Source organism: Ectothiorhodospira lacustris, from assembly GCF_022227845.1.
GTDB classification, from domain to species: domain Bacteria; phylum Pseudomonadota; class Gammaproteobacteria; order Ectothiorhodospirales; family Ectothiorhodospiraceae; genus Ectothiorhodospira; species Ectothiorhodospira lacustris.
This window is the reverse complement of sequence record NZ_JAJNQN010000015.1, coordinates 55,507-79,141: the sequence shown is the minus strand read 5'-3', so window position 1 is coordinate 79,141 and position 23,635 is coordinate 55,507. Positions and strand designations below refer to the sequence as shown.

The 23,635-nt window shown below is 63.3% G+C and carries 16 protein-coding genes; 4 read left to right on the top strand and 12 right to left on the bottom strand.

What is annotated here, in order from left to right:
* Positions 1–4: 4 nt before the first annotated feature.
* Positions 5–862 carry an HDOD domain-containing protein gene (locus LQ956_RS11575; protein ID WP_238622133.1) on the bottom strand — a complete coding sequence of 286 codons (858 nt, stop codon included), beginning with the start codon at positions 860–862 and terminating at the stop codon, positions 5–7.
* Between the two features lie 67 nt (positions 863–929).
* Positions 930–2,201, bottom strand: a complete 1,272-nt coding sequence (locus tag LQ956_RS11570) for a response regulator (RefSeq protein WP_255722455.1) — start codon at positions 2,199–2,201, stop codon at positions 930–932.
* A 317-nt stretch (positions 2,202–2,518) separates the two neighbouring features.
* Here LQ956_RS11570 and LQ956_RS11565 point away from each other — a divergent pair, with 317 nt between their 5' ends.
* Positions 2,519–3,214: an SDR family oxidoreductase gene (locus LQ956_RS11565; RefSeq protein WP_238622131.1), complete on the top strand. Its 696-nt coding sequence runs from the start codon at positions 2,519–2,521 to the stop codon at positions 3,212–3,214.
* Positions 3,215–3,218: 4 nt separating this feature from the next.
* Positions 3,219–3,803, top strand: a complete 585-nt coding sequence (locus tag LQ956_RS11560) for an FKBP-type peptidyl-prolyl cis-trans isomerase (RefSeq protein ID WP_238630024.1) — start codon at positions 3,219–3,221, stop codon at positions 3,801–3,803.
* 22 nt (positions 3,804–3,825) lie between these two features.
* Here the strand turns inward: LQ956_RS11560 and LQ956_RS11555 are convergent, their stop codons facing one another.
* Both LQ956_RS11555 and metH read right to left on the bottom strand, forming a co-directional pair.
* Positions 3,826–5,367, bottom strand: coding sequence for a bifunctional GNAT family N-acetyltransferase/carbon-nitrogen hydrolase family protein (locus LQ956_RS11555; protein ID WP_238622129.1), 1,542 nt, complete (start codon positions 5,365–5,367; stop codon positions 3,826–3,828).
* A gap of 35 nt (positions 5,368–5,402) precedes the next feature.
* Positions 5,403–9,164: a methionine synthase gene (metH, locus tag LQ956_RS11550; protein ID WP_238630025.1), complete on the bottom strand. Its 3,762-nt coding sequence runs from the start codon at positions 9,162–9,164 to the stop codon at positions 5,403–5,405.
* A gap of 303 nt (positions 9,165–9,467) precedes the next feature.
* Here metH and LQ956_RS11545 point away from each other — a divergent pair, with 303 nt between their 5' ends.
* The gene (locus LQ956_RS11545) at positions 9,468–10,178 is read left to right on the top strand and encodes an arginyltransferase (protein WP_238630026.1); all 711 of its coding nucleotides are present in this window, start codon (positions 9,468–9,470) and stop codon (positions 10,176–10,178) included.
* Between the two features lie 289 nt (positions 10,179–10,467).
* Here LQ956_RS11545 and LQ956_RS11540 read toward each other — a convergent pair whose 3' ends face one another.
* From LQ956_RS11540 to ampD, 4 genes are all read right to left on the bottom strand, one after another.
* Entirely contained in the window at positions 10,468–11,232 is a 765-nt protein-coding gene (locus LQ956_RS11540; protein WP_238622126.1) for an inositol monophosphatase family protein, read from the bottom strand.
* Between the two features lie 59 nt (positions 11,233–11,291).
* Positions 11,292–11,903: a histidine phosphatase family protein gene (locus LQ956_RS11535; RefSeq protein ID WP_238630048.1), complete on the bottom strand. Its 612-nt coding sequence runs from the start codon at positions 11,901–11,903 to the stop codon at positions 11,292–11,294.
* A gap of 63 nt (positions 11,904–11,966) precedes the next feature.
* Positions 11,967–12,842: a regulatory signaling modulator protein AmpE gene (gene ampE, locus LQ956_RS11530; protein WP_238622125.1), complete on the bottom strand. Its 876-nt coding sequence runs from the start codon at positions 12,840–12,842 to the stop codon at positions 11,967–11,969.
* A gap of 479 nt (positions 12,843–13,321) precedes the next feature.
* Complete coding sequence (gene ampD, locus LQ956_RS11525) at positions 13,322–13,888, bottom strand: 1,6-anhydro-N-acetylmuramyl-L-alanine amidase AmpD (RefSeq protein WP_238622124.1); 567 nt, start codon at positions 13,886–13,888, stop codon at positions 13,322–13,324.
* Between the two features lie 158 nt (positions 13,889–14,046).
* Here ampD and rep point away from each other — a divergent pair, with 158 nt between their 5' ends.
* Positions 14,047–16,047, top strand: a complete 2,001-nt coding sequence (gene rep, locus LQ956_RS11520) for a DNA helicase Rep (protein WP_238630027.1) — start codon at positions 14,047–14,049, stop codon at positions 16,045–16,047.
* Positions 16,048–16,055: 8 nt separating this feature from the next.
* On the opposite strand, the gene LQ956_RS11515 is transcribed toward rep, so the two are convergent.
* The 4 genes from LQ956_RS11515 to groL all read right to left on the bottom strand — a co-directional run bounded on the left by LQ956_RS11515 (position 16,056) and on the right by groL (position 23,609).
* Positions 16,056–17,774: a potassium/proton antiporter gene (locus tag LQ956_RS11515; protein WP_238622122.1), complete on the bottom strand. Its 1,719-nt coding sequence runs from the start codon at positions 17,772–17,774 to the stop codon at positions 16,056–16,058.
* Between the two features lie 476 nt (positions 17,775–18,250).
* A complete protein-coding gene (locus LQ956_RS11510) occupies positions 18,251–20,725 on the bottom strand; it encodes a heavy metal translocating P-type ATPase (protein ID WP_238630028.1) in 2,475 nt (824 codons plus the stop codon).
* Between the two features lie 462 nt (positions 20,726–21,187).
* Positions 21,188–21,820, bottom strand: a complete 633-nt coding sequence (locus tag LQ956_RS11505) for an OmpA family protein (RefSeq protein ID WP_238622858.1) — start codon at positions 21,818–21,820, stop codon at positions 21,188–21,190.
* 148 nt (positions 21,821–21,968) lie between these two features.
* Entirely contained in the window at positions 21,969–23,609 is a 1,641-nt protein-coding gene (groL, locus tag LQ956_RS11500) for a chaperonin GroEL (protein ID WP_238622859.1), read from the bottom strand.
* Positions 23,610–23,635 lie beyond the last annotated feature (26 nt).

The following is a 23,635-nucleotide window of genomic DNA, read 5'->3' as shown; positions in this document are numbered from 1 at the left end:
GCCCTCAGGGGTGATGCAGGACCAGGGATTCCACATCCACCACCTGCTGCTGCGCCCGTTCGATGAGGGAACGCACCACATCAGGTTCCAGTCCGACACGCTCCCAGGCCCGGGGGTCGATCGGAGGGACATCGCCGGGGTCCTGGGTATCCAGTTCGGCCATGTGGGCCACGCTGTTGGCAATGTGGACCAGGGCGACCTCGACGGGATAGTCCGTGGGGCTCGCCGGCTCGTGGTGATAGCGGATGCAATCCTGAAGCTTCCGGGGCAGGTTGAGACGGGCCGCCAGCGCCCCACCCACCTGGGCGTGGTCATGCCCGAGAATCCGGCGCTCGGCTTCGTGGGGCGGTAAAGTGCTCACATTCTGCAGGCTCAGCAGAAAGGCCTTGTGGGCCTCGTCCGGCTCCCGGTTGAAGACCAGCAACCGGCCGATGTCATGGAGCAGGCCGGCGATGAACATGGACTCACTGTGACGCAGGTTGAGGTCTTCGGCCAGCATCCGGGCAATGAGGCCACAGTAGACACTGTGACGCCAGAAGGCCTCCATGGACATGAGTTCGTTGGGGATACGCTCAAAGGCCTGCCCCACGCTGGTGGCCAGTACCAGATCCCGGATCTGCGAAGTACCGATCACGGTGACGGCGCGGGAGATGGTCTCCACTCGATGGGACAGGCCGAAGAAGGGGCTGTTGGCCAGTTGCAGCAGACGAATGGTCAGGGCCGGGTCCTGGCTGATCAGGCGACCGATATCCGCCGCGGTACTGTCCGGGTCATTGACCATGGCATTCAGGCGCACCGCTACCGCCGGCAATGAGACCAGTCCCGTGGATTCTTCCACCAGTTGTTCGATGCTGAGTGACATGCTCACCCCCGAAGTGGTTGCCCGCCTATCATACACCCTGGAACCCGGGCCGCCACGGCAACATCGTTCATCCCAGCAGGGTCCCCAGCCAGAATGCCAGAACCAGTGCCGCGAGGCCGCCCGCCGAGAGTATCAGCCACGTCCGACGACGACGCGCACGGCCACGCTCCGCTTCCCAGCGCGCCACCGATTCTGACCCCTTGCGCTCATCCCTGAACGCTTCCGCGACGCTCGGCGAAGGGCCGGATACCGGTTCGGCGATCACCGGGCCGGATGTCTCCGCCTTGTCTCGGGGCGCGGCCTCGGCCACCTGGGTCATGACCTGGGCCAACCGGCCCTCCAGTTCCCGGCAATGGGCTTCCAGCTGCTGTTCCCGCTCCCGCTGAGTGCTGCGCAGACGCCCCGTATCCGCCTTGGCCGCATGCACTTCCTGGTGAGCGGCGGCCAGGGCCGTTTCCACCTCCTCCAGACGTCGGCTGACAGTCAGTAGTTCGTCCTCCGCCTGCAGTCGGGCCAGCTCCTCGGCCTTGATGCGGGCCTCCTGATTGCGTGTCCGGCGCTCGGGGACGTCCGGCCGCTCACGGGCCCGGACCAGTTCTGCTGCGGCCTGTTCCAGATCCCGGGTCAGACTCTGCAGCCGCGCCTCCAGTTCGTTGTTACGGGCCTGCTGCTGCTCCAGCGCCGCCACCAGCCGCTGCTCTCCGGCACGGGCCGTGGCCAGGGCCTGTTCCTGCTGTTTCAGGCGCACCTGCATCTCCCGCTCATCCGAGGTCTGCTGGCGCAACATCAGCTCGGTCCGCAACTGCTTGAGTTCCTTCTCCACCTGATCCCGCCCCTTGAGCGCGGCGGTGGCCTGGGTCAGGGCCTGGGCCAGCTGATCGCGCAACGACTGGAGTTCATCCGCCGGGGCGATGGCAACCGCAGAGGCGGGCACGGCTCCCGGGGCCGGGGTGCCCAACAGACGCGTCGTGAGCTTGAGTACCTCTTCAGCGCGAAACGGTTTTTTCAGCATCTCGTCGGCGCCGTGATCCCGTACCCGCTGCGCGGTGCCCACATCATCTTCGTTGCCGGTCACGACGACCACCGGCAGCCCCCTGATCCGCGCATCCTGACTGTCACGCACCCGTTTGAGCAGGCCGTAACCATCCAGCCCGGGCATGGACAGATCGGTGAAAATGCCGGCGATGGCGGGCTCACGCTCCAGCAGGCGCCAGGCCGCTTCCCCGTCCTCGGCCTCAAGCACCTGGTAACGGGAGCTGAGAATCTTGTTCAATGCCTGTCGCATGACCCTGGAATCATCCACGACCAGAACCGTAACTGCATGGGCTGATGAACTCATCGATCCTTTCTCCCGCTCCGGCATGAGCATCGGTGTGGTTTTAACGGTTGAGTTTAGCGCCTGACACCCGGCGATGCCTCCCGACTGGTCAGTACACGGACTCCTTCCGTCGGTCGCTTGATCCCTTGCAGCACTCAAGCCATTATGAAAACACTGAACAAGTCCGCTGCCGTCACCGAGCAGGCCCCTTGCCGTCACTCCCGCGAAGGCGGGAGTCAAGGATTTTCAGCCTGTGACCGGATTCCCGCTTGCGCGGGAATGGCTTATTCAGAATATTTTTATCGGACTGTTCATTTTTGTGCGGAGGAGAAAGCGGCATGACGGAAACCGTAGTCATCACGGGGGCCAACCGGGGTATCGGGCTGGCGTTTGCGCAGCAGTACGCCGAGGCCGGTGCACGGGTGCTCGCCGCCTGCCGCCACCCGGAGCAGGCCCGGGAGCTGAACCGCCTGGCCGCCAAGACCCGGGGCCGGGTCAGCGTACATCCCCTGGATGTGACCAACCCCGTCCAGATCCAGGCGCTGGCGGGCATCCTCTCGGATACGCCGGTGGACATCCTGATCAACAACGCCGGCAGCTACGGTCCCGCAAGCGCCTTCGGCAACACGGACGTGGCGGGCTGGATGGAGACCCTTCACATCAACACCGTGGCCCCGCTGAAGATCATGGAGGCCCTGGTCGATCCGGTGGCCGCCGGCAACCGTCGCCTGATGATCAATCTCTCCAGCAAGATGGGCAGCATGGGGGACAACGGCTCCGGCGGTTCCTACATCTACCGTTCCACCAAGGCCGCCCTGAACGCGGTGGTGGTCAGTGCGGCGCGGGATCTGAAGGCCCGGGGCATCACCGTGGTGGCTCAGCATCCGGGATGGGTACGCACGGACATGGGCGGCCCCAACGGGGAAATCGACACCACCCGGAGCGTCACCGCCATGCGGGGGATCTTCGAGCACCTGTCCCTGGCGGACAGTGGCCGCTTCATTGATATCGACGGCAGCGACATCCCCTGGTGATCCGATGCTGAGTCTGTTGCGCAATGTCCTGTTTTTATCGGTCCTGAGCCTGGTGCTGCTGGTGGCCTTGTTCCTGGGCGCGCGCAGTTGCGGGCTGACCCCGGAGCAGGCCGAGGAGGCCCGCCTGCTGGTGGAGGTGAATATCGAGGACGGCGAGGCCTATCGTAGCCGCAACGGGCAACAGGCCGGGGTCGTGACCCTCCCCAGCGGCCTGCAGGTGGAGATGCTGGACCGGGGTGACGGGCCCGTGCCGACCCTGGAAGACCAGGTGGTGGTGCATTACCGGGGCATGCACCTGGATGGGCGGGTGTTCGACAGCTCCCGGCGTCGGGCGGTACCGTCGGTGGTGGCGGTGCAGGATACGATCCCCGGCTGGCGGGAGGCCCTGGTGAACATGCCGGCAGGCAGTCGGGCCCGGCTGGTGGTGCCTCACTGGCTGGCCTACGGCGAGGGGCGGGCCGGGGCCGTCATCGGGCCGGGGGAGACCCTGATCTTTGAACTGGAACTGCTGGAGGTACTGGTTCCCGGGGAACCGGAAGACCCGCCGCCGGCGGACCCCATGCAGCAGACGGTACCGGGCATCGGCTGAGCCGCCTCCCCGGCTCCGACCCTCAACGCTTCCAACGCACCTCGTACAGATCCAGCCGCCGGTCCACTAGGTTGCGCACGGCGCCGTGGGTGCGCAGTTCCTTGAGGTTGTCCAGATCCAGGTCCGCGATCAGGGTCATCTCGGTATTGGGGGTGGCCTCGGCGGCCACCGCGTCATGGGGGAAGGCGAAGTCGGAGGGGGTGAAGACCGCCGCCTGGGAGTACTGCATGTCCATATTCTCGACCTTGGGCAGGTTGCCCACGCTGCCGGAGATGACCACGTAGCACTCGTTCTCGATGGCCCTGGCCTGAGCGCAGCGACGTACCCGCAGATAGGCGTTCTTGGTGTCGGTCCAGAACGGCACGAACAGGATCTGCAACCCCTGGTCCGCCAGCAGACGGGGCAGTTCCGGGAATTCCACGTCGTAGCAGATCAGGATGCCGATCTTGCCGAAGTCGGTCTCGAAGATGCGGACCTCATCGCCGCCCTTCAGGCCCCAGTAGGCCCGTTCATCCGGGGTGATGTGCAGCTTGTACTGCTTGTCCCAGCTGCCGTCCCGACGGCACAGGTAGGAGACGTTGCGCAGCTCCCGTCCATCGTACTCGGGCATGCTGCCGGCGATGATGTTGATGTTGTAGGCCAGGGCCAGATTGACCATCTCCTGACGCAGGGTGTCGGTGTAGTCGGCCAGGTGGCGCACCGCCTCGGCGGTGTTGTCCTGGTTGAACTGGCCCATCAGCGGACCATTGAAGAATTCCGGGAACAGGACCACGTCGGCCTGGTAACCGGACACCGCGTCGACGAAATATTCCACGTGCTGCAACAGTTCGTCCAGGGATTTCAGGGGGCGCATCTGCCACTGCACCGCCCCGACCCGTACCACCTGCTTGGTGGCACCGATGAGGGTTTCCTTTTCCTCGTAATAGATGTTGATCCACTCCAGCAGGGTGGCGTAGGCGTGGGATTCCTTGTCGTCGGGCAGGTAGTCGTTGATGATCCTGCGTACGTGGAAGTCGTTGGAGAGCTGGAAGGTGAGCACCGGATCGGTGACTTCATGGGATTTCACCAGTTCCACATACTGCTGGGGGCTCATCTCATCCCGGTAACGGGCGTAGCCGGGGATACGGCCGCCGGCGACGATGGCCCGCAGGTTGAGTTTTTCACACAGTTCCTTGCGGGCATCGTAGAGACGGCGCCCCAGGCGCATACCCCGGTATTCCGGATCCACGAACACATCCACCCCGTAAAGGGTATCGCCGTCCGGATCATGGGTGGTAAGAAAGCCGTTGCCGGTGATCTCCCAGTATTTATGACGATCGCCCCAGCGCCGATAGTCCACGATCAGGCTGATGGCGGCAGCCACCACCCGGCCGTTGTCCTCGATGCAGATCTGGCCTTCGGGAAAGCGCTGGATCTGAGACTCGAACTGTTCCCGACTCCAGGCACCGTCCAGACTGGGATAGACGGCCTCCATGATGTGATGGATGCCGTCGTAGTCTTTCAGGCGGGTATTGCGCAGGACGAGGCGGTGCGAGTCGTGTTCCGTGTCGCGGGACTCAGGCATGGGGACTCCGATGGATGTGACGATGTGAACGGGGCTCAGTCCGGATCATACCCCAGGTTGGGCGCCAGCCAGCGCTGCGCCTCTTCCAGCGCCATGCCCTTGCGCCGGGCATAGTCCTCCACCTGATCCCGGTTGAGCTTGCCGACGCCGAAGTACCGGGACTCCGGATGGGAGAAATAAAACCCGGAAACGGACGAGGCCGGCGACATGGCATAGCTGTCGGTGAGGGTCATGCCCGCGTGGGTCACCGGATCGATGAGTTCCCACAAGAGCCCCTTTTCCGTGTGTTCCGGGCAGGCCGGATAGCCGGGGGCCGGACGGATGCCCTGGTACTTTTCCTTGATGAGGTCATCGTTGGACAGGGCCTCCCGGGAGGCATAGCCCCAGAACTCCCGCCGCACCCGCGCGTGCATGTGTTCGGCAAAGGCCTCCGCCAGACGGTCCGCCAGGGACTTGAGCATGATGGCGGAGTAGTCGTCGTGGGCGGCCTCGAAGCGCCTGACGTGCTCGTCGATGCCACCTCCGGTGGTGACTGCAAAGGCCCCCAGATAGTCCTGCAGACCGGTATCGGCCGGGGCGATGAAGTCGGTCAGGCACATGTTGGGGGCCTGGCGGGGCTTGCGGGTCTGCTGCCGCACATGGTGCAGCCGCATCAGCGGCTCGCCGCCCACCGCGTCCCGGTAGAGCTGGATGTCGTCGGCGCCCACCGCCTGGGCGGGGAAAAAGCCCACCACCGCCCGGGCCCTGAGCCAGCCCTCTTCGATGATCTGCCGAAGCATGGGCTGGGCATCGGCAAACAGCTTGGTAGCCTCCTCGCCCACGACCTCGTCATCCAGGATGCGGGGGAAGGCGGCATGCAGATCCCAGGCACGGAAGAACGGGGTCCAGTCGATGTAGTCCACCAACCGATCCAGGGGATAGTCGTCAAACCGCAGCAGGATGCTGCCGGGACCATGGGGATGCAGAATCTCCGGGGCCGGCCCGCCCGCAGACGGGGCCTGATCCGCATCCAGGATGAGGGGGCGCGGCGGGGTGTAGCCGGACCACTCCACCGGCGTGCGGTTGGCCCGGGCCTCGTCCAGTTTGAGCCAGTCCTGGGTCTTGCGGCGGGCATGGTGCTGTTCGCGTACCTCGACATATTCGGCTCGGATTTTCTCTCCGTAGGGGCCGCGCAGCTCCGGGCTGACCAGGCTCTGCGCCACACCTACGGCCCGGGAGGCGTCCTTCACCCAGACCGTGACCCCTTCGTAGCCGGGGGCGATCTTCACTGCGGTGTGGGCGCGGGAGGTGGTGGCACCGCCGATCATCAGCGGGGTGCTGAAACCTTCCCGCTGCAGCTCCGCCGCCAGGTGGGCCATCTCTTCCAGGGACGGGGTGATCAAACCGGACAGGCCGATCACGTCCACCTGGTGTTCCCGTGCCGCTTCGAGAATCTTCGGTGCGGGCACCATGACCCCCAGGTCAATGACCTCGAAGTTGTTGCACTGGAGTACCACACCGACGATGTTCTTGCCGATGTCGTGGACGTCCCCCTTCACCGTGGCCATGAGGATGCGGCCGTTGTTCTTTGAGTCGTCGCCCTTTTCCGCCTCGATGTAGGGGATCAGGTGGGCCACGGCCTTCTTCATCACCCGGGCGGACTTGACCACCTGGGGCAGGAACATCTTGCCCGCGCCGAACAGATCGCCCACCACATTCATGCCGTCCATGAGAGGGCCTTCAATGACATGAATGGGCCGGTCGAAGGTCTGACGGGCCTCTTCCGTGTCTTCCACCACGTAGGCGTCGATCCCCTTCACGAGGGCATGCTCCAGACGCTTGGCCACGGGCAGTGACCGCCAGGCCAGGTCCTCTTTGCGGGTCTCGCCGCCGGTGTCGCGGAAGCGGTCGGCGATCTCCAGCAGACGCTCGGTGCCATCGGAACGACGGTTGAGGACCACGTCTTCCACCCGTTCCCGCAAGTCCGGCCCGATCTCGTCGTAGACCGTCAGCTGACCGGCGTTGACGATACCCATGTCCATGCCCGCGCGGATGGCGTGGTAGAGGAACACGGCATGGATCGCCTCGCGCACCGGATTGTTGCCCCGGAAGGAGAAGGAGACGTTGGAGACACCTCCGGAGACCATGGCATGGGGCAAGGTCTGCTTGATGCGGCGAGTGGCCTCGATGAAGTCCACGCCGTAGTTGTTGTGCTCCTCAATGCCGGTGGCGATGGCGAAGATGTTGGGGTCGAAGATGATGTCCTCGGCCGGGAAACCCACCACCTCGGTAAGGATCCGGTAAGCCCGCCGACAGATCTCCACCTTGCGATCCTGCGTATCCGCCTGACCGGCTTCGTCGAAGGCCATGACCACCACCGCCGCCCCATAGCGCCGCAGCAGGCGGGCCTGGCGAATGAAGATCTCCTCCCCCTCCTTGAGGGAGATGGAGTTGACGATGCCCTTGCCCTGGATGCACTTGAGGCCGGTTTCGATCACCTCCCACTTGGAAGAGTCGATCATCACCGGCACCCGGGAGATATCCGGCTCGGCGGCGGCCAGACAGAGGAAACGCTTCATGGCCTCCAGTGCATCCAGCATGCCCTCGTCCATGTTCACGTCGATGACCTGAGCGCCGCTTTCCACCTGTTCCGCGGCCACCTCCAGGGCGGTTTCGTAGTCGCCGTCCTTGATCAGGCGCTTGAAGCGGGCACTGCCGGTGACATTGGTGCGCTCCCCCACATTCACGAACAGGGTATCCGCGGTGATATTGAAGGGCTCCAGGCCCGACAGGCGGCAGGCGGGGGCGATCTTCGGGAGCGGACGGGGGGCATGTCGTTCCACCGCCTCACGGATGGCGCGGATGTGGTCGGGGGTGGTGCCGCAGCAGCCGCCGACGATGTTCAGCAGGCCGCTGCCGGCCCACTCGGAGATCTCTTCGGCCATCTGCGCCGGGGTCTCGTCATAGCCGCCGAACTCGTTGGGCAGACCCGCATTGGGGTGGGCGGAAACGTGAGTGTCGGCGATGCGGGAAAGTTCTTCCACATAGGGCCGCAGCTCCTTCGGCCCCAGGGCACAGTTCAAGCCGATGGACAAAGGTTTTGCATGACGCAGGCTGTTCCAGAAGGCCTCGGTGGTCTGGCCGGTCAGAGTACGCCCGGAAGCATCGGTGATGGTGCCGGAGATCATCACCGGCCAGCGTTCGCCCCGATCCTCGAACAAGCCCTCCACGGCAAAGACGGCGGCCTTGGCGTTGAGGGTGTCGAAGACGGTTTCGATGAGCAGAATATCCGCCCCCCCTTCCAGCAGGGCCTCGGCGGCCTCCCGGTAGGCGGCCACCAGCTCGTCGAACCAGACATTGCGAAAACCCGGGTCGTTGACGTCCGGGGAAATGCTGGCGGTGCGGTTGGTGGGGCCGAGGATGCCGGCCACGAAACGGGGGCGGTCGGGGGTCTTGCGAGTGTATTCGTCGGCCACTTCCCGGGCCAGGCGGGCGGCCTCCCGGTTGATCTCCGGGACCAGGTCTTCCATGCCGTAATCCGCCATGGCGATGCGGGTGGCGTTGAAGGTGTTGGTTTCGAGGATGTCGGCACCGGCCTCCAGATAGGCGGCGTGCACCTCGCGGATGATCTGCGGCTGGGTCAGCACCAGCAGGTCGTTGTTGCCCTTGATGTCCGACGGCCAGTCAGCGAAGCGCTCACCCCGGTAATCGGCTTCCTGCAATCCATAACCCTGGATCATGGTGCCCATGCCACCATCCAGAACCATGATGCGGCGCTTGATCTCCTGGTGAAGCTGATTCAGTCTGTCGGAATTCATGAACATCTATCCGGTTGCGTCAAAGTTTTTCAGCATAACATGCCTGCAAGACCCATTCGTAGGCACCACCCCGCCGCCGAACCCGCATTCGGGGCATGACCGCCATCCCGGCCGGCAACTGATCCAGATCAGAGATTTACAACTCAACCTGCACTAGCCTCGATTCGTGGCTGAAGGACATATCCCGGGTCTCCTGATCCTTGGCCATTGTCCCGCTGTTATTTGCGGGTCTCCATCCTCACACGGTTCGGGCTGCCGCTGGCGGCCCTTTTTTTGTCTTGCAAAAAGATCCGGACTCGCACCGTGTCTCAACATGAATCTCTGATCTTCTATGCCACGGCGCCGGATACCTGCCCATACCTGGAGGACAGGAAAATGGTGAGCCTGTTTGCCGATCCGGGCGGGCCGATGGATGTCGGGATCTACGGGGAACTGCTTCACAACGGCTTTCGCCGTAGCGGCAATCATGTGTACCGCCATCAATGTCCCCACTGCCGGGCCTGCGTCCCCTATCGGATACCCGTGGCGCACTTCACGCCGGATCGCAGTCAGCGTCGTGCGCTCAAGCGTAACGAGGGGCTCTCGATCATCACCCATGAGGCGGGATTTGATTCAGAACACTATCACCTGTACACGCTCTATGTGACTCAACGCCACCGAGGCGGCGGCATGGACAACCCCACACCGGAAAGCTATCTGGGATTCGTGACCAGCCGATGGTGCCGCACCTGGCTGGTGGAGTTCAGGGAAGACGGCAGACTGCTGGGCGTGGCGGTGGTCGACCGGCTGCCGGACGCCCTGTCGGCGGTCTATACCTTCTTTGATCCAGCGGCCCGGGCGCGCAGCCTGGGCACCTTGGCGATACTATGGCAGATCCGGCGTGCACGGGAAGAAGGCCTGCCCCACGTCTATCTGGGCTACTGGAATGCCCAGAGCCCCAAGATGGCCTACAAGAACCGCTTCCAGCCGGGGGAAGGGCTGATCAACGGCATCTGGACACCCGTAACCACCTGAAGGCGCCCCGAGCCACGCATCCCGGCAAACATCGGTTGTAGGTCCGTCATTCCCGCGGGCATCAATCAGTCATTCCCACGGACATAAAAGCCCGTCATTCCCGCGAAAGCGGGAAACCAGTCGCGGACTGACAGCCTTGGACTCCCGCTTTCGCGGGAGTGACGGTGAAAAAGCGCTTTCAAAGTGGCCCTCACGGATATGAAAGCCACTTCTCTTGAGTCCATTGCGGGAGCGACGGTGAAGGAGAGTCTTTCAAAACGGCCCTCACTACCCGGCAGGCCCGGCTTTCTTACGGGTTGAGCAGGGCCAGGGCCTCGGTGTGAAGTTCCGGGGTAGCCGCCGCCAGCACGCTGGTAGTTTCCAGGGTCAGGGGACCACCCTGAAGGTCGGTGAAGATACCCCCCGCCTCACGTACGATCACCGCCAGTGCGGCGATATCCAGGATGTTGACATCCGACTCCACGACCAGATCGATACGCCCCGAAGCCAGCAGGTGGTAGTGGTAGAAATCCCCATAACCCCGGGTCCGGTTCACCTGCTGAACGATCTGCGCCAGCCCCTGCCAGCCGGGACCGCCCGCCAGGGTCTTGACGTTGCCGATGGACAGGGTCGCGGCTTCCAGGGTGCGAATGTCGCTCACCCGAATGGCCTCCCCCGCCAGGAAGGCACCCTCCCCCGTTTCCGCGTAGGCCATTTCCTCGAACTCGGGGGCATTAGAGACTCCGGCCACCAATTCGCCGTCGCGGCGCAGGGCGATCTGAGTCGAGAAGAAGGGATAGCGACGCACGAAGCTTTTGGTGCCGTCGATGGGGTCGATGAGCCACAGGTAATCTGAATCCATGCGCTCCTGGCCGGTCTCTTCGCCGTAGATACCGTGGTCGGGAAAGGCGGCGGTGATGATGGACTTGATGGCCTTTTCCGATTCCAGATCGGCCACCGTCACCGGTGTCTGGTCCGGCTTGATCTCCACCACCACATCCTGGCGATAGTAGCGCTGGATCACGTCCTGGGCGCTCAGGGCAGCGTCGATGGCGGTCTTCAGGAATGGGGTCATGGCATCTCCCGGCAGGTATGGAAAGGGCGCAAGGTTAGCACGAGCCGCAGGGACCGCGGTCAGGCGGAGTCGGCCGGATGCCGGCGATTGACGAATTCCAACATCATGCCCCGATCATCCCGCCGCAGGCGCGTAGCGCCCGCGTAAGGGATCCTGATGCGGTACATGGCCTCTGTGGGCACCTCCAGCGCGGCGCAGATGACCGCCCGGATCACGCCCGCGTGGGTCACCACCAGCAGGTGCTCTCCGGCATGCTGACGCAGCATCTCGTCCAGCGCCCCATCAACCCGTCGGCGAAAGTCGTCCAGGGGCTCGGCGCCCCGGGGGCGGGCGTGCATGGGATCATGGAAAAAGGCGAGGAACTCCTCCGGGCTGTTCCTGCGAAGATCCTCCGGGGTGCGGCCCTCCCAACTACCGAATCCCACTTCCCGCAGATCCGGCACTTGAGTGAGCGGCAGATTCAGGGTACGGGACAGTGGCGCTGCAAAATCCAGACAACGACGCATGGGAGAGCTGATGATCCGGGTCCAGGGCACCGAGGTTGGTGCACGCCCCCCCACGGCCTGCCACATCTGCTCCAGACCCGTCTCGCTGAGGGGGTCATCCACGCCGCTGCCGCGATAGCGTTCGCCACCGGTCGGTTCGCCGTGGCGCAGAAAATCGATACGGATCATTCAGGACAGTCCTGCCCTGCCGGGACTCCATGGCCCGGCAGGGGCATCGAACGACAAGGGCTAGCTGCTCAGCCCGACGATGGTCAACAGCGCCAGGATGGCCACGAAGGCAATCAGGCTGCGGAATACCAGACTGGAGGCGCGCTCCACGGCAGACCGGGCCTGCAGGGGTTCCTTGAGCTCTTCTTCGCTGAGCTGGATGGCCTCGCAACCGGCATCACGCAGCAGGGCCTCGTTCTCGGCGGCCATGTTGCCCCAGCTGCCCAAGACACCGGTACGCAGCACGGGGAAGGACCGGTCGAAACTGCCGGTGAGGGCGTAGAACAGGGCCACCAGGCGGGCGGGAATCCAGTCCAGCAGTCCCTGGAGCTGGGTGGCTGTCTGCTGGAATCCATCCGGCTCCGCCCCCTCGGGGGCGCGCATCAGATTGGCCAGGCGATACAGCAGGGCGCCGACGGGACCCAGTACCACGAACCAGAACAACACGGCGAAGAGACTGCTGTTGCTGCCGATGAGCATTCTCTGCAGGACGGCGCGTGCACGTTCGGCGGCGTCATCCGGGACCTGGTCACCCAGGAGGTTGCGGGCATGCTTCATCTCCCGCTCCTCATCCTTCATGGCACCGGCCTCCAGGAAGGCATCCACTTCCTTGCTCAGGTTGCGGGGTCCGATGCTGAACAACAGTACGGCCAGAGCGATGAGCACACCGACCAGGCCACCCAGTATGCCGCCGATGAGCTGCATGAGGATGACCAGCACCACCAGTGGAATGGCCACGGCGATGACCAGGGTGGGGGTGCTGCCAAGGCCGAAACCCTCGCAACGACCGCGTACCAAGGCAGTATATCGATCCAGCCAGGCAAAGTTTCTCAGGTTTTCTATAGCATTGGTGAAGCGTTCGATAAATAGCGTGACAAGTATGATGAACAGTGACATGGCGGGCTTCCCGGGTTTCAAAAGGTGACTAAAGTTTCGTCGCTAAAAATTCTGCTTGCAAGTTCCGGTGATGATGGATTTACTACGAAATCACATGATTTTTCTCCAAGCAAAAAACTTGGATTTACTTAACAGGAAGTTCTGAAAAGCCCGTTGCCGTCACCCCCGAGCTTTACCGTCACTTCCGAAATTACCTTCACTCCCGCGAAAGCGGGAGCCCAGGGCCCCCAGCCTGCGACTGGATCCCCGCTTTCGCGGGAATGACGGATTTGGAACCGTCACCCCCTCATTGGCCGTCGCTCCCGCGAAAGCGGGAGCCCAGAACCCCCAGCCTGCGACTGGATTCCCGCTTTCGCGGGAATGACGGATTTGGAACCGTCACCCCCTCATTGGCCGTCGCTCCCGCGAAAGCGGGAGCCCAGAACCCCCAGCCTGCGACTGGATTCCCGCTTTCGCGGGAATGACGGATTTGGAACATCCTATGCTCGGGGGCTGGTCGGATCATCCAGCAATACTTGCAACCTGGACCATTCAAAACAAGGTCCTGGATCAGTCTTTCGGCCTGGAGCGATATCTGAGTGACCAACCACGGGGGTATCGGCCAGACCGGCATAGTTTTTTTTCAAGGCAGCGATGAGTTCGGCAAGCCGCTCATACTGGGCGCAAGTGAAGGGATGAACATCACTGCCTTCCAGCTCAATGCCGATGGAAAAGTCATTACAGCGTTCCCTCCCCTGGAAACAGGACGCCCCCGCATGCCAGGCCCGCTGGAGAAAAGGGACATACTGCACCAGTTCACCATCACGCCGGATCAGGACATGGGCGGAGACCTTGAGCCCCTGGATCTGCGCAAAATAGGGATGCCCCTCCGGCGGCAGGGTATTGGTGAACAGCCGGTCGATCCAGGGACCACCAAACTCCCCCGGCGGCAGGCTGATGGCGTGGATGACGATGAGCCCCGGAGACATCCCCGAAGGACGGGCGTCCTGGTTGGGAGAAGGAATCCGTGTTGCGATGTCCAGCCAGCCGGCGGTGTCGATATCCATGAAAGTGTCCTGAAGCCCTGAAGCCCTGAAGCCCTGAAGCCCTGAAGCCCTGAAGCTTTGAAGCTTTGAAGCTTTGAAGCTTTGAAGCTTTGAAGCTTTGAAGCTTTGAAGCTTTGATAATTTGATAGAATGCCGCCCCGTCCCATACCCCCGTCGCCATGGACACCCTCAACCCGCAACAACGCGCCGCCATCGAGTACGTGGATGGCCCCTTGCTGGTGCTGGCCGGCGCCGGCAGCGGCAAGACCCGGGTGATCACGGAAAAGATCGCCCATCTGATCCGTCATCGGGGCCTGTCCCCGAAACGGATCGCCGCCATCACCTTCACCAACAAGGCCGCCCGGGAGATGAAAGCCCGCGCCGGAAAACTGCTGTCCCGGGACGAGAGCAAGGGCCTGACGGTCTCCACTTTCCATACCCTGGGTCTGGACTTCATTCGCAAGGAGATCAAGACCCTGGGCTACAAGGCGGGATTTTCCATCTTCGATGCCGCCGACGCCCTGGCCCTGCTCAAGCAACTCACCCACCGGGACGACGATGCGGTGGAGGCCGAATCCGCCCGCCACCGCATCAGCCGTTGGAAGAACGACCTGCTCAGCCCGGAGCAGGCCCTGTCCCTGGCCGAGGACGACCTGGAGGTAGGCCAGGCCCGCCTGTATGCCGCCTACCAGCGGGCGCTCAAGGCCTACAACGCCGTGGATTTCGATGACCTGATCGTGCTGCCCGTGCGCCTGCTGGAAGAAAACCCGGAGGTGCGCGAGCGCTGGCGTCATCGCCTGCGCCACCTGCTGGTGGACGAGTATCAGGATACCAATACCTGTCAGTACCGTCTGGTCCGCCTGCTGGTGGACGTAGACGCGAGCCTGACCGCCGTGGGCGACGACGACCAGTCCATCTATTCCTGGCGCGGTGCCCGACCCGAGAATCTGGTGGCCCTGCAACAGGACTATCCCCACCTGAAGATCATCAAGCTGGAGCAGAACTACCGCTCCACCAACCGCATCCTGCAGACCGCCAACCACCTGATCGCCAACAATCCCCATGTGTTTGAAAAGCGCCTGTGGAGCGGCCTGGGCCAAGGCGATCCCATCCGGGTGCTGCCCTGCAAGGATGCGGACCACGAAGCGGCCCGGGTGGTGACCGAGATCATGAAGCACCGATTCAAGCACCGTCTGGAATTCAAGGACTACGCCATCCTCTATCGAGGTAATCACCAGGCCCGGGTATTTGAAAAACTGCTGCGGGAAAACAACATTCCCTACAAAGTCAGCGGCGGCCAGTCCTTCTTCGAGAAGGCGGAAGTGAAAGACATCCTGGCCTACCTGCGCCTGCTGGCCAACCCCGATGACGACAGCGCCTTCCTGCGCATCGTCAATGTGCCGCGACGGGAGATCGGGGCCGCCACCCTGGAAAAACTGGGAGAGTATGCCGGTCGCCGCCACGTCAGCCTGTTCACCGCCTGTTTCGAATTCGGCCTGACGGAGGCCCTTTCCGCCCGGGCGGCGGAGCGGCTGCAGGCCTTTGCCCAGTGGTTGCAGGACAAGTCCCAGGCAGCGTCTCAGGGCGACCCTGCCACCGTCGCCCGTACCCTGGTGGAAGAGATGAACTACGAAACCTGGCTGCTGGACCAGAGCCCCAATCCCAAGGCGGCCTCTAAACGCATGGAAAACGTGCAGGAGGTGCTGGACTGGATGGGGCGGCTGGCCAAGGAAGGGACCGGCGATGGCAAGAACATCGGTGAAATCGTGGCCCACATGACCCTGATGGATATCCTGGACCGGGCCGGCGGCGAAACCGAGGCCGACGGGGTGCATCTGATGACCCTGCACGCAGCCAAAGGGCTGGAGTTTCCCTGCGTCTTCCTGGTGGGTATGGAGGAAGAACTGCTGCCCCATCGGGTCAGCCTGGAAGAGGATACCCTGGAGGAGGAACGGCGCCTGGCCTACGTGGGCATCACCCGGGCCAGGAAGGCCCTGACCCTGACCTATGCCTGTCGGCGCACCCGTTTCGGCGAGACGGTGGACTGCGAGCCAAGCCGTTTCCTGGCGGAACTGCCCGCAGAGCACATGGAATGGCCCGATGCCACCCCCCCGGACCCGGAAGAAGTCCGGCTGACGGGGAAGGCCCATCTGAACAACCTCAAGTCCCTGCTGGGGTAACGGCACAGTCAGCGGCTGAGCTTCAGGCCCACCCGGGCAATCCGGTCCCCCGACATTTCCCGCACCACCAGTTCTACCTCGCCGCATTGCAGCCGGTCCCCCACGACCGGCTGGGTGTTCAGGCGATTCAGGATGAATGTCTCCAACGTCATGCCTTTGGTGGACTCCGGCAGCTTGAGCCCGTAGACCAGAGACAGGTCATCCATCTTGGCATAACCGTTGAGTACGAATTCGCCGAAGAACTTGCGCTCAGACAAACGTTCCGGTGCCGAGCTGGCCACGAACAAACGATCCAGGATCGGCAGGTCGTCCGGCGAGGCCAGCAGATAGAGGTAATCCCCTGCTCGCAAGTCCAGCATGTTCAACGCGTCCAGCAGGATCTTATCCCGCATGTGGGCCACCACCCGCACGCTTCGGGGCAAGGTGAAGCTGGTCCATTTTTCCCGCACCACCGGCGTGTTCTCCGCCAGCCGGTAGGCCACCAGTTCCAGTTCCTGCTGACCGGGGATATTCAGCTCCACCCGCTGCACCACATGGGTGGTAGGCGGCACCTCCAGCCGCAGCCAGCGAGCCACCGGCGTGATGCTCCACCCCTGGACCAGCAGGGAGATGATGACCACGAAGAAGACGATGTTGAACAGCATCCCCGCCGCCTCGATCCCCGCCAGCATGGGAAACAACGCCAGGATGATGGGCACGGCCCCCCGCAGCCCCACCCAGCCCACAAAGACCTGCTCGCGCCATGGAAAGTTGAAGGGCAGCAGGCACAGCCAGACCGCCAGTGGACGGGCCACCAGGATCAGCACGGCGGCAATCAACAGGGCATCCACGGCCACGGGCATCAGTTCCGAGGGGGTCACCAGCAGCCCCAGCATCAGGAACATGCCGATCTGGGCCAGGCTGGCGATCCCGTCATGGAAGCGATTCACGTACTGGGAGGCCTGCATGGGCCGGTTCCCCACCACCAGCCCCGCCAGATAGATGGCCAGAAAGCCACTGCCCTGCAAAACCGACGCCAGGCCGAAGATGGTCAATCCGCCCGCCAGGGCCACCAGAGGATAGAGGCCCTGGGAGATCTCCAGTCGATTGATGAGCCAGACCAGCCCCAGGCCACCCAGAATACCCACCAGGGCACCCAGCCCCATCTGACGAATGAACTCCCACAGCACGGTGAGCCCCATGTTGCCGTGCCCGCCCACCAGCAGTTCGATGAGCACGATGGTGAGGAAAATGGCCATAGGGTCGTTGGAGCCGGACTCGATCTCCAGGGTGGAGCCCACGCGCTGCTTCAGTTCCAGGCCCTGGGAATGCAGCAGGGAAAACACGGCGGCGGCATCGGTGGAACCGACGATGGCCCCCAGCAGGAAGCCCAGCATCCAGTCGATCTCCAGCCACCAGGCCGCGAAGGCGCCGGTGATGCCGGCGGTGATGATCACCCCGATGGTGGCCAACCCCAGGGCCGGACGCAGTCCCACCCGGAAGCTGTCGATGGTGGTGCGCATGCCGCCGTCAAAGAGGATGATGGCCAGGGCCAGGCTACCGAAGAGGTGGGCCATCTGGATGTCTTCGAATTCGATCCCGCCCGGTCCCTGCTCGCCGAGGAGCATCCCGATGAACAGGAACACCAGCAACAGGGGCACCCCCAGGCGTCGCGTGATGACGCTGGAAAGGACGCTGCCCAACAGAATGAGGCTGCCGAAGAAGATGATCTGGTTAGTCAAATCCATGCATAAACTTTATCAGCCTTATTAAAAAATGGCATGAGTTTAAGGATGTTCTAAACAGACTCATTTCCGTCCATGAGCGCGTCACTCGCACCCATGGGCACCTCATTCCCGCCTATGGGCACGTCATTCCCGCGAAAGCGGGAATCCAGAGGGAGCCTGCTGGAAACGCCTGGGCTCCCGCTTTCGCGGGGGTGACGACGGAGGGAAGGCGTGACCACGGAAGAAGGAGTAACGACAGGGGGCAGGAATGACAGCAAAGGGCACGAACCGCACGAACCGCACGAACCGCACGAACCGCACGAACCGCACGAACCGCACGAACGGAGGCTGGGGGAGGGTCAGCAGTTCCTTGAAGACATGTCCTGCATAAAAAAAGGGCCGGATATCCGGCCCCAAGCGTGCGAGAAGAGGAGAAATGCGACACACACCTTAAATAATAATCTTTCTCATTATCATGTCAACTGATTTCTGCACATTCATGCTGCCGGCCGAAAACGCTTGAGCCGCAGCGCGTTGCTCAGTACCGAGACCGACGACAGGGACATGGCTGCCGCCGCGAACATCGGCGACAGCAGCAGCCCGAAGAAGGGATACAGCACCCCGGCGGCCACCGGCAACAAGGTGGCGTTATAGGCAAAGGCCCAAAACAGATTCTGCTGGATGTTGCGGATGGTGGCCCGGGACAAGGCAATGGCGTGGGCCACGTGACGCAGGTCATCGGACATGAGTACCACCGAGGCCGACTCCATGGCCACATCCGTGCCGGAACCGATGGCCAGACCCACATCCGCCGCCGCCAGGGCCGGGGCGTCATTGATGCCGTCGCCCACGAAGGCCACCTTCATGCCCGAAGCCCGCAGGCGCTGCACCGCCTCCACTTTCCCTTCCGGCAACACCTGTGCCACTACCTCGTCAATCCCCAGATCCCGAGCCACCGCCCGGGCCGTGCGCTCATCATCGCCGGTGACCATCACCACCTTGAGCCCCAAAGATTTGAGACGGGCCACAGCGGCCACCGCCGATGGCTTGAGCGGATCGGAGATCCCCAGCAGGGCAGCCGGCCGACCGCCCAACGCCACCAGCACCGGGGTTACACCCTGCCCCGCCAGGTGGGCCACGGATGCCTCGGTACCGGCAATATCAATGTTCGATTCAGCCAGAAAACGAGGAGAGCCGATGACCATCTCACGGCCCTTCACCCGGCCCTGGAGTCCGCGTCCGCTCAAGGAGTCGAAATGTTCCACCTCCGGCAGGGTCAGCCCCCGCTCCCGGGCACCACGCACCACAGCCTGGGCCAAAGGATGCTCCGAGCGGGCCTCCAGGGCCGCTGCCAGGGTCAGGACCTCGGCCTCATCCCACTCCCCCAGCACCGAGACCCCGGTCAGCTCGGGGCGCCCCTGGGTCAGGGTGCCGGTCTTGTCCAGGGCCACCACCTGCACATCCCGCAGGGACTGCAGGGCGTCACCGCCCCGGAACAGTACGCCCATCTCCGCTCCCTTGCCGGTGCCCACCATGATGGAGGTAGGTGTGGCCAGCCCCATGGCACAGGGGCAGGCGATGATGAGGACGGCCACTGCGTTCACCAGCGCCAGGGTGAGCGCCGGTGCGGGACCGAAGAAGAACCAGACCAGGAACGTGACCAGGGCAATCCCCATCACCGCCGGGACGAAATACCGGGTCACCTGATCCACCAGGTTCTGGATCGGGAGCCGGGCAGCCTGGGCAGACTCCACCATGCGGATGATCTGGGCCAGCACGGTGTCCGAGCCCACCCGCTGTGCCTTCAGGGTCAAGGCCCCCTGGCCATTGATGGTGCCGCCCACCAGGGCGGCGCCGATCTGTTTGTCCACCGGCACCGGCTCGCCGGTGATCATGGACTCGTCCACCCAGGACCGCCCCTCCTCCACCACCCCATCCACGGGAATGCGCTCTCCGGGCCGCACCTGGACCCGGTCATCGGGCTGCACCTGATCCACATCCACCTCGGCCCAGTCGCCGTCACGCCAAACTCGGGCGGTGCGGGGACGCAGTCCCATGAGCTTGCGGATGGCCTCCGAGGTGGCGCCCTTGGCACGAGCCTCCAAATAGCGCCCCAGCAGCACCAGGGTGATGATCACCGTGGAGGCCTCGTAGTAGACATGCACCGACCCCGCCGGCAGGACCCCGGGCAGGAAGGTGGCCACCACGGAATAGCCATAGGCGGCGGAAGTCCCCAGCATGACCAGGGAGTTCATGTCCGGCGCGCCCCGGACCAGGGCCGGGGCGCCCTTGCGATAGAAACGCAGCCCCGGACCGAACTGCACCCCGGTGGCCAGCAGAAAGAACAGCAGGTACACGGTCTGGGTACCCAGAGTCCCATGCACCATGTGATGGAAGGCAGGAAAGAAATGTCCCCCCATGTCCAGCACCAGCACCGGCAGGGTGAGGACAGCCGCCAGGATCAAGGCACGGCGCAGCCGGGACAGTTCCTGCTTGCGGGCTACCCGCTCCCGATCTTCCCGATCCGGCCCGGCTTCGTGGACCCGGCTCTCGTAGCCGGCCTCGGTGATACGCCGGGCCAGGTCCGCGGCGGAGAGGGCGCCGGCAGGGATGCGGACCCGGGCCTGACCGGTGGCCAGATTGACGCTGGCCTCCAGCACGCCCGGAGTCCGCTCCAGCAGGTTCTGCACGCGGCTGCTGCAGGCGGCGCAGCTCATCCCGGAGACGGCCAGGGTCAGGGTATCGAAGGCCACGTCATAACCGGATTTGCGGATGGCCTGGACCAGAGCGGCGACATCGGGGGAAGTCGAAGTGGTGACGGAGGCCTTTTCAGTGGCCAGGTTAACGCTGACGGTATCGACGCCCGGAAGAGGTTTCAGGGCATCTTCCACCCGCGTGACGCAGGCGGCACAGCCCATGCCCGTGATGGGCAGGATCAGTGTATGTGGGGAAGTACGACGGGTACTGGACATGATGCTTGCCGGAAGAGGACCGGTGTCCAGATTAATACCTGAGCGGGATCGATGGAAACTCCTGTGGTCGTTCTCCCCTCACCCCAACCCCTCTCCCACAAGGGGAGAGGGGCTTTAATGCACGTCCTGAACAAGTCCTTCCCACCCATGAGCACATCATTCTACTCATGAGCACGTCATTCCCTACCGTGAGCACATCATTCTACTCATGAGTACGTCATTCCCTCCCGTGAGCACGTCATTCCACTCATGAGTACGTCATTCCCTCCCGTGAGCACGTCATTCCACTCATGAGTACGTCATTCCCGCGAAAGCGGGAATCCAAGAGGGAACCTGCTGGAAACCCCTGGACTCCCGCTTTCGCGGGAGTGACGGCAAGGAGAGGGAGTGACGCCAAGAAAACAAAGTGACGACAAAAAAAAACAAACCGGCGACAAGGGACTTGTTCAGTATCCCCTTGACTTAGTTGACCCGCTCGGTCATCTCGATGCGGATCTCGACGCGCCGGTTGGCGGTACGGCCTTCTGCAGTGGTGTTATAGGCCACCGGACGGTCATAGGCATAACCGGCAGTTTCCATCTGGCGAGCCGGGATGCCGCGCTCCACCATAAAACGCTTGACGGACTCGGCACGGTCCTTGGACAGACGCTCGTTCAGTGCCCTGGAACCGGTGTTGTCGGTGTGACCACTGATCACCACCCGCTCCAGACGGGAACCGGCCTGGCGAATCCGATCGGCCACCCGGTTCAGTTCGCTGGTGGCAGCCGGGTTCAGCTGATGGCTACCGATGGCAAACAGCACTTCGGAGCCCAAGGTGATGGTTTCATAGACAGGCTCCGGCGCGGGGGCCGCGGGGGCCGGCGGCGGGGCACGCTCTACACGCGGTTCCGGCGCAGGGGCGACATACCCGGCACAGCCTTCAATGGCGCGATCCGTGCTCCAGCGGGGCGTACGTACACACTCACCGGAACCATCACGCACGACGGTACCGCGCGGATCCGAGGCAAAGCCGACGTCCGCAAAGGCCATCGACGTCCCGGCCGCCAGCAGGGACGAGGCCAGTATCAAAGTGCCGGCGAAAGTTGTCTTACGCATATCGTGTGTTCTCCTGAAAATGGGGCGGATAGCGTGGCGACGCCACAGCAACAATATTAAACCTAAACACAAAGCCCCGCACGAAGCGGGGCTTTGCTTGCCGTCATGGAAAGACGGCATTCACTGCGGTCTTTTCAGACTGCAGGGCTTACATCATGCCCATGCCGCCCATGCCGCCCATGTCGCCGCCCGGCATTGCGGGCTCGTTCTTCTTGGGCAGCTCGGCCACCATGGCTTCGGTGGTGATGATCAGACCGGCCACGGAAGCGGCGTTCTGCAGCGCGGTGCGGGTCACCTTGGTGGGGTCCAGGATGCCCATCTCGATCATGTCACCGAATTCGCCGGTGGCGGCGTTGTAGCCCTGGTTGCCCTTGAGCTCACGCACCCGGTTCATGACCACTGCCGGCTCTTCGCCGCAGTTGGCCACGATCTGACGCAGGGGCTCTTCCATGGCGCGCTTGGCGATGGCAATGCCCATGTCCTGATCGTGATTGATGCCCTTGACCTCGCCCATGGCTTCCAGGGCGCGTACCAGAGCCACACCACCACCGGGGACCACGCCTTCTTCCACCGCGGCACGGGTGGCATGCAGGGCGTCTTCCACGCGGGCCTTCTTCTCTTTCATTTCCACTTCGGTGGCGGCACCCACCTTGATCACGGCCACGCCGCCGGCCAGCTTGGCGACACGCTCCTGCAGCTTTTCCTTGTCGTAGTCGGAGGTGGCGTCTTCGATCTGGGCACGGATCTGTTCCACGCGGGCCTTGATCTCGTCGTGCTTGCCAGCGCCATCGATGATGGTGGTGTTTTCCTTGGTGACCACGATGCGCTTGGCCATACCCAGGTCGTCGATGCTGGCCTTCTCCAGAGACAGGCCCACTTCTTCGGAGATGACCTGGCCGCCGGTGAGGATGGCGATATCCTGCAGCATGGCCTTGCGACGGTCACCGAAACCGGGGGCCTTGACGGCAGCCACCTTGACGATACCGCGGATGGAGTTGACCACCAGGGTGGCCAGGGCCTCGCCTTCGATGTCTTCGGCGATGATCAGCAGGGGCTTGCCGGACTTGGCCACGCCTTCCAGCACGGGCAGCAGGTCGCGGATGTTGGCGATCTTCTTGTCGTACAGGAGCACGAAGCAGTCATCCAGCTCGGCGCTCATGTTCTGCTGGTTGTTGACGAAGTAGGGGGACAGGTAGCCGCGGTCGAACTGCATGCCTTCCACCACTTCCAGGGCGTTCTCCAGAGAGGAACCTTCCTCCACGGTGATCACGCCTTCCTTGCCCACCTTTTCCATGGCGCTGGCGATGATCTCGCCCACGGACTCATCGGAGTTGGCGGAGATGGTGCCCACCTGGGCAATGGCCTTGTTGTCGGTGCAAGGCTTGGACAGGTTGGCCAGTTCGGCCACGGCCGCGATCACGGCTTTGTCGACACCGCGCTTCAGGTCCATGGGGTTCATGCCGGCGGTGACGGCCTTCATGCCTTCGCGGACGATGGCCTGGGCCAGCACGGTGGCGGTGGTGGTGCCGTCACCGGCCACATCGGAAGTCTGGGAGGAGACTTCCTTCACCATCTGGGCACCCATGTTCTCGAACTTGTCTTCCAGTTCGATCTCCTTGGCCACGGACACGCCGTCCTTGGTCACGGTGGGGGCACCGAAAGACTTTTCCAGCACCACGTTGCGGCCCTTGGGACCCAGGGTGACCTTTACGGCATTGGCCAGGATGTTCACACCCTTGACCATGCGGGCACGGGCATCATCACCGAAGCGGACTTCTTTAGCGCTCATACTTGTCTTATCCTCTAAATATATTC

Excerpts from the sequence above, each read along its gene's own strand:
- ampE (WP_238622125.1), bottom strand. The coding sequence starts at position 12,842 with ATGTCACTGTTCATCATACTTGTCACGCTATTTATCGAACGCTTCACC.
- LQ956_RS11505 (WP_238622858.1), bottom strand. The coding sequence starts at position 21,820 with ATGCGTAAGACAACTTTCGCCGGCACTTTGATACTGGCCTCGTCCCTG.
- LQ956_RS11575 (WP_238622133.1), bottom strand. The coding sequence starts at position 862 with ATGTCACTCAGCATCGAACAACTGGTGGAAGAATCCACGGGACTGGTC.
- LQ956_RS11510 (WP_238630028.1), bottom strand. The coding sequence starts at position 20,725 with ATGTCCAGTACCCGTCGTACTTCCCCACATACACTGATCCTGCCCATC.
- LQ956_RS11560 (WP_238630024.1), top strand. The coding sequence starts at position 3,219 with ATGCTGAGTCTGTTGCGCAATGTCCTGTTTTTATCGGTCCTGAGCCTG.
- ampD (WP_238622124.1), bottom strand. The coding sequence starts at position 13,888 with ATGGATATCGACACCGCCGGCTGGCTGGACATCGCAACACGGATTCCT.
- rep (WP_238630027.1), top strand. The coding sequence starts at position 14,047 with ATGGACACCCTCAACCCGCAACAACGCGCCGCCATCGAGTACGTGGAT.
- metH (WP_238630025.1), bottom strand. The coding sequence starts at position 9,164 with ATGAATTCCGACAGACTGAATCAGCTTCACCAGGAGATCAAGCGCCGC.
- LQ956_RS11540 (WP_238622126.1), bottom strand. The coding sequence starts at position 11,232 with ATGACCCCATTCCTGAAGACCGCCATCGACGCTGCCCTGAGCGCCCAG.
- LQ956_RS11555 (WP_238622129.1), bottom strand. The coding sequence starts at position 5,367 with ATGCCTGAGTCCCGCGACACGGAACACGACTCGCACCGCCTCGTCCTG.
- groL (WP_238622859.1), bottom strand. The coding sequence starts at position 23,609 with ATGAGCGCTAAAGAAGTCCGCTTCGGTGATGATGCCCGTGCCCGCATG.
- LQ956_RS11565 (WP_238622131.1), top strand. The coding sequence starts at position 2,519 with ATGACGGAAACCGTAGTCATCACGGGGGCCAACCGGGGTATCGGGCTG.
- LQ956_RS11515 (WP_238622122.1), bottom strand. The coding sequence starts at position 17,774 with ATGGATTTGACTAACCAGATCATCTTCTTCGGCAGCCTCATTCTGTTG.
- LQ956_RS11570 (WP_255722455.1), bottom strand. The coding sequence starts at position 2,201 with ATGAGTTCATCAGCCCATGCAGTTACGGTTCTGGTCGTGGATGATTCC.